Below are 5,760 nucleotides of genomic sequence, written 5' to 3'. Positions count from 1 at the left end.
GACCTAACTCCCCCCATCCGCTTCCTCCCCGAATACGACAACCTCTACCTAGCCCACGCCGACCGCTCCCGCTGGTCCAACACCCCCAAACAACTCCAATCCCTCTACACCCAAGGCACCCTCCTCCAAGACGGCCACCCCAACGCCACCTGGCGAATCCCCAACCCCGCCAAATCCCAAGCCACCCTGGAAATCACCCCGCTAACAAAACTCGCCAAGAAGACCCAATCCGCCATCACCCCCGAAGCCCAAGCCCTACTGACGTTCACCAACCCCACCGCCGACCACGACATCCGGTTCCTGACCCCCTAAAACGCAGACAACCCGCCCCCAGGAGGGAACGGGTTCGTGCGAATTGTCTAGGTCGCTGCCGACTGCAACTCGGCATAGTCGCGAGGTCGGCGGAGGTGTTCTAACAGCATTGAAGCCGATGAGACCGCAGCGCATCTCTTGGATCGACTCCGTGCGCCGCGGCCTGCTTACTTCGGGTGTCGCCCCATATCTCAGGTCGACGAAGTCAGCTTCTCCAGGGCCCGGACCCGCTCCGGCGGCGACGGCGTACTCGACATGAGTTGCCAACGGCGATTGCCGTCCCGGCCGAGCATCTGCTGGTGCTGGACCTGCCAGCCGTACAAGACCTGGATGAGGGTAGCTCCGTACCCGATGGCTGCTGCGCGCCGATCGGCCTGGAAGACCTCGCGGCGGCTCAACCAGGCGAGGATCGGCGGTGCAACCAGCGGGGTCAGGAAGAGGAACGGGAGCACGAGGCTGTCGTCGAAGGTCAGCACCGCGACCAGCACGCCGAAATAGCCGATCACGACGAAGCCGATCACTGCGCAACCGACGGCGGGAACGGTCTTCATCAATCTGCCGAGCGCCCGGATGCCGATCAGGGCGCACCGAGCCGGGATCGAGTACCAGAAACTCAGCAGGCTGAGCCAGTCCCGGCCAGCCGCGTGATGGCCGAGCTCGTGCGCTAGCACGGCTTCGAGGTGTGAGGGCGGGAGGTTGTACAGCGCCCATCTGGTAACCGCGACGGTATGGCCTGGCGTAGGAAGAGCGTTGGGCTCATCGGCTTCCTGGATCCACAGCTGATAACGCTGCTCGGACAAGCCGGCACGCCCGAGGACCTGCTGCCAGATGGGGCGAAGACGTTGTTCCTCGACGAGTGTCGGCAGCCTTAAGCGAAACAGGTAGCGAGCAAGGAACTCCTCCACCGGTCGCACGAGGACCACCGGCCCAGAGGCCAGCCAGGCGGCGATGAGAATCCAGCCCCAGCTGAAGCCGAGCAGTCCGACGATCCACGAGACAACGGCGAAGCTCCAGAAGAGCCACGGCACCGCGGCCAAAACCAATGCCGCAGTCGAGAGGCCCAACCGGGGCGCGCGGTTGCCCGGGCGAGAGCTCGGCAGCTGCGGCCGGTTCGGAGGCGGGGGTACGGCGTTCGGGCCGTCGTAGCCTCCCTGACGTGCCGATTCCCCTTCGCCCCAGGCGTTGTTCCAGTCTCTGGGGTCGCCGGGGCCACTCATCGGTTACTCCTCCTGCGGGTCTGTCTCTTGAATAGGTTCACCACATGGACACGTGGACGTGGTCGAAGTGGCCACCGGTCGCGTCGGTGGGGACGTAGACGCCGCCGCCGTTGTAGGGGATCCAGGTGCCTCGGCGGGCACTCCAGATCTTGCCGTACCAGATCACGTAGTGCACGCCGGTTGTACCTGCTGTTTTCACGGCCCAGTTGGCGATCTCATCACCGCGAGCCCTCGCTGCGGCGGACCGTCTGGAATCGGCGCCGACCATGACGTCGCAAGCTTTGCCGCGGGGGTGGTCACTGGTTGGGTTCCACACGTGTGCGTCCCAACAGCTCATGCTGAGTGCACCTAGGTTCTTTTTTGCCTCTTCGACCCATGCCGCAGTTCTTGGAGTTAGCAGTCCTCCGGTGCCGGTCGGGTCGGTGACGGACTGGGCTTGCTCCGGCCAGACTCCGTTGACGGGTTGGCCGCTCTCCAAGCCTCCGCTGGTCCCGCAGGTCTCCTCATCCGGCGTGCCGTCGCCGACCGAGGCGCCCGGTGGTAGACCGTCGCGTCCTGCATACGGGTTGCCCCGGCGATCGAGGTCAATGCCCGCGGCCGCCGCAATTTGGCGCGCTTCGCCCTCACGTGTGGCGTACCGGTCAGGGAAGGCTGAGACCTGTACCTTCTGCGCCACGTCTCCAAGAGCCATCGCCGGCCAGCCGTTGATGTCCACCAAGCCCGGCGGGTCTGGCGCCTCCTTGCCGCCGAAGAAGGCGTTGATCGCGTAGACCGGTGGGTCGTCGGTGATCGCCTTCGCAGTACCCCATCCAGCATCGGGCCGTTGCTGGAAGAGACCGACCGAGTCTAGGTCACCGTAGGTCAGATTCTGAAGATTCGACTCCACCAAGGCTGTCATCAAGGCGATCAGGGTTGCTCGGCCCGGCAGGCCTCTTTGCACCGCGACCTGATCGATGAGTTTGGCGAACCCGATCTGTGTCTCCCGCAGCTGACCCGGCTGGAACGGAAGACCTGGTTGCCCGGGAACGCCGGGAGCGCAGGCTGCCTGGGAGGTGTTGGCGCCACCGAACGGCGCAAGCATCAACAGGCCCGCCAATCCGAGCACCACCAGCCCGGCAGCTGCCTTTGCAGCCATGCCTCGATTCGCAACCGCCATCAGCCCCCGGCCGAGATCACGCTCGTCAAACATCGCAACCCCTCGCTGTCATGGGCCGGTGCCGCCGGATACATCGCTGACCAGCCATTGATTGTTCTGGCTGGTCAGCGTGATGAGCAGGGGGACGTCGAAACGTTGGGCATTCTTGCCTGTCACGTCGATGGTGACCTTCACGAACCGGGTGATCCGATCGGGAGTGTCGACCGGTGCCTCGGCATTGACCGGCGGAGCGCTGACCGGCGCCGCGATAACTGTCGACCGCCCCCCATCGGTCTTCAATGCCTCATACGTCGGATCACCGGCGGCGGTAAAGCTCGATGCAACCTCGGGCGTCATGTACTTCGAACATTTCGCAACAAGTGCCGCGTAGGTCTCGAGTGCGGGGTCTCGGGTATAGAACGCTCGTGCCCAGGCACCGACCGTGTCGGAGGCCTGAGCAATCGTCGCTGCCTGAGGTCGCTGCGTCTGCGGTGGCGGTGGCGTCAGAATCGACGTGGTGGTGGTCGACGTCGTCGGCTGACCCGACTGCCCGTTCGACGGCGCTGTTGGTAGCACGATCGAGCGGCCCGGTGTCAGCAATCCGATCGGCGCGCCATCGTCCTGGCTCTTATCGCCGAAGAGACGGGGCAGACCACCGCCAAGGCCGAGGATGACGATCGCCACGACGACCACGAGAACAACGATCGCCGCGGGACTGGTCGGCTCGGCCTGACGCTGGTTTCGCAGCCAGGCCATCCGCTGCGCATGGTCGTCGCGGCGCCAGTTCCGCTTCGCGCGCCGACGGTCACGTCCATTCAGGTCGTCGAGCTCATCCGGATAGTCGTAGTCGGTGCTCATCAGGGAACGCCAGCCGTCCGGCTCATCCGGACGGCTTCGGCCTTCCCCGGTCTCTTGGTCCCGGCCAAGATCCGGTCGGTCCGAGTCAACTCCGCGACGGCGGGAGCGGCCGCTCCCGCCTTCTCGGCGATCTTCTGGTGAACGTGATTTTCGGGCCATCCGCGATCACCTGCGCGGCACGTGCAGAGTCACGCCGTCCTTGGTGACAGCCGAGTACTCACGGAACCGTCGCTGTGACGACGGTCCCGAGCCCCGGCGGGAGCGCTGCGCCTTGGGCGGGCCCTCGCGAAGGCTCGCCGACTGGCTGTGGGCTCTTGGTTCGAACCTGCTCTCGTTGGCAGGCGGCGACGCCGGTCGCCGTGAATGCCTGGCCTTCTGCGACTCCGTCGAAACACGTCCGCCGCTCGCCGGTCCGGCAACACCGCCCGCGGTCGCTACAGAGACTGTCCGGTTGCCTTCGGTCGTCGCTTGAGCGCGGGCCCGAGACAGATTCGCGGCAGAGGTGCCGCGTGGAGAAGCAGCATTCGTTCCACCTTGTCCGCCCGGGCCGGAACCGGCTGACGCAGAGTCCGCCTTTCGACGGTCGGAACCGGCCGTCAGTTCGCGCAGAGATCCGCCGGCAGCGCCGGCACGACCCAGCGTCCCTGCTACCGGCGCCTGCCGGAAGACTCGGACAGCCGATACGCGCTGGGGTTCGCTGTCCTCGGAGCCAGTCCGTCCGCCCCGACGTTCGGTCAGTGCAGGTGCAGCATTTCTGCTGGTGAGGGATCCTGTCAGCCGTTTGAGGGCACCCATCGCTCCACGTCGGGCCAGCCCCCCGAGCATGATGCTTCCCGCCCCAGGTCTCATCATCGATGTGAGGTTGTCCAGCAAACGCCGTAGTCGGAATGCTGCGATCAGGACTGCGATCGCAAGTCCGGAGACCGGCAACCAGCCGAGGGCCCCGGTCAGGCTGAAGACGGCGGTCACCAGCGTGAGCGCGGTACCGAAGACCAGCATGGCAAGGAACGACTGCATGACCAGGCCGATCAGGGCTTCGAACCAGTTGAGCCCCCATTGCCGAGGCCGGCCCGGAATGATCCACAGGCAGGCAAAAAACACGCCGACGACGAGCAGGAGCAAGCAGCCCACGAACGCCATCAACGCGGTGAAGGCGAGCGATACGGTCAGAAACGCGAACAAGGTCGCCGCGATCGCAGCAAGCATGACGACCGAGATCCGTCCGAAGGCGTTCTCGCCCTTGACCCATTTGACGGTCGCGGCATCCTTACCGCCCTCAGCGGGCGTGATCACGTCGTCGACGTACTTCGACCGAGCGTCGTTATCCGTTCCGGCGTCGAGCATTCCCTTGCCGTAGCGCTGACAAGCGGCCAGGGATCCGAACTCCGCGACACACCACGACGTCACGGTGAATCCCCGCCACGCCGAATCGGCAGACTTCCTGAGCATCGTGTCTTTCGACGTCCCGGTGAAGCCAGGCTCCGGCCACGGTATCGGGCTCTGCATCGTCGGCCCCATCGCATCGGCCGACGCCGTCATGATCGTCTCCGCGCCCAACTGACGCGCACCATCGATACCGCGAAGCCAGAGCGCCGGCGCAACCGCGAAACTGACAGCGAGCACGCCCGCGACGAAGATCCAGACCATCTGGCCCATGGCGCTTCCGCTGGACCGGCGCTGCATGTAGGCCGCGACCGCGCCGAAGGCGAGCGCCGACGGCAGCAACCAGCCGACCAACTGGTTGCTGGAGGCACCAATTGTGGCCGAGGTCGCGTCGGTCAGCGGCTTAACGTCCGTGAACGAGAACAGCCACCAGCCGACCGAGATGGCAGCCCGGGTGATGGCGACGATGTACATCATCACCAGATGCGCATAGCCGTTGAAGACGGACTCGATGGGATTACGGATACTGCTGTCGAAGTCGAGCCCGTAGACCATCGGGCTGTACTGCTCGAACAGCGTCCTGGTGTCGCCGTGCGTCAGATCCGGTGTCGGGAGCAGGTCGCCGAATCCGGTCGGGTTCGTCGGGCCCGTATTCGGGTCAGCGGCCAACGCGAGTTGGGCGGAGACCACGAAGGAGACGCACAGGACAGTCACCGCCGTACGAAGGCGGCGAGCCCATCTCATGCGACGTGCTCCTTTTTGGTGGGGCCGTCTTGGGGTGGGGTGGCCGGCGTCATGGGTTTGTTGTAGTCGGGGTGGTCGGCTTCTTGGTCGTAGACGTCGTCGGGGCCGATG

5 protein-coding genes are annotated in these 5,760 nt (G+C 65.3%); 1 reads left to right on the top strand and 4 read right to left on the bottom strand.

Features of this window, described 5'->3' with window-relative positions:
• Positions 1-312, top strand: a 312-nt coding sequence (locus tag E1263_RS41700; protein WP_165956940.1) for a DNA glycosylase AlkZ-like family protein, incomplete at its 5' end; no start/stop codon positions are given.
• A gap of 191 nt (positions 313-503) precedes the next feature.
• Here the strand turns inward: E1263_RS41700 and E1263_RS41695 are convergent.
• The 4 genes from E1263_RS41695 to E1263_RS41680 form a co-directional block, all read right to left on the bottom strand.
• Entirely contained in the window at positions 504-1,529 is a 1,026-nt protein-coding gene (locus E1263_RS41695; RefSeq protein WP_132177889.1) for a M48 family metalloprotease, read from the bottom strand.
• A 37-nt stretch (positions 1,530-1,566) separates the two neighbouring features.
• A complete protein-coding gene (locus tag E1263_RS41690; protein WP_132177887.1) occupies positions 1,567-2,718 on the bottom strand; it encodes a VldE C-terminal domain-containing protein in 1,152 nt (383 codons plus the stop codon).
• A gap of 15 nt (positions 2,719-2,733) precedes the next feature.
• A complete protein-coding gene (locus E1263_RS41685) occupies positions 2,734-3,522 on the bottom strand; it encodes a hypothetical protein (RefSeq protein WP_132177885.1) in 789 nt (262 codons plus the stop codon).
• 165 nt (positions 3,523-3,687) lie between these two features.
• Positions 3,688-5,649, bottom strand: coding sequence for a hypothetical protein (locus E1263_RS41680; protein ID WP_132177883.1), 1,962 nt, complete (start codon positions 5,647-5,649; stop codon positions 3,688-3,690).
• Between the last annotated feature and the right edge of the window lie 111 nt (positions 5,650-5,760).

Origin of the sequence: Kribbella antibiotica (genome assembly GCF_004349055.1) — a bacterium.
GTDB lineage: Bacteria > Actinomycetota > Actinomycetes > Propionibacteriales > Kribbellaceae > Kribbella > Kribbella antibiotica.
This window is presented reverse-complemented; position numbering and strand designations above follow the sequence as displayed.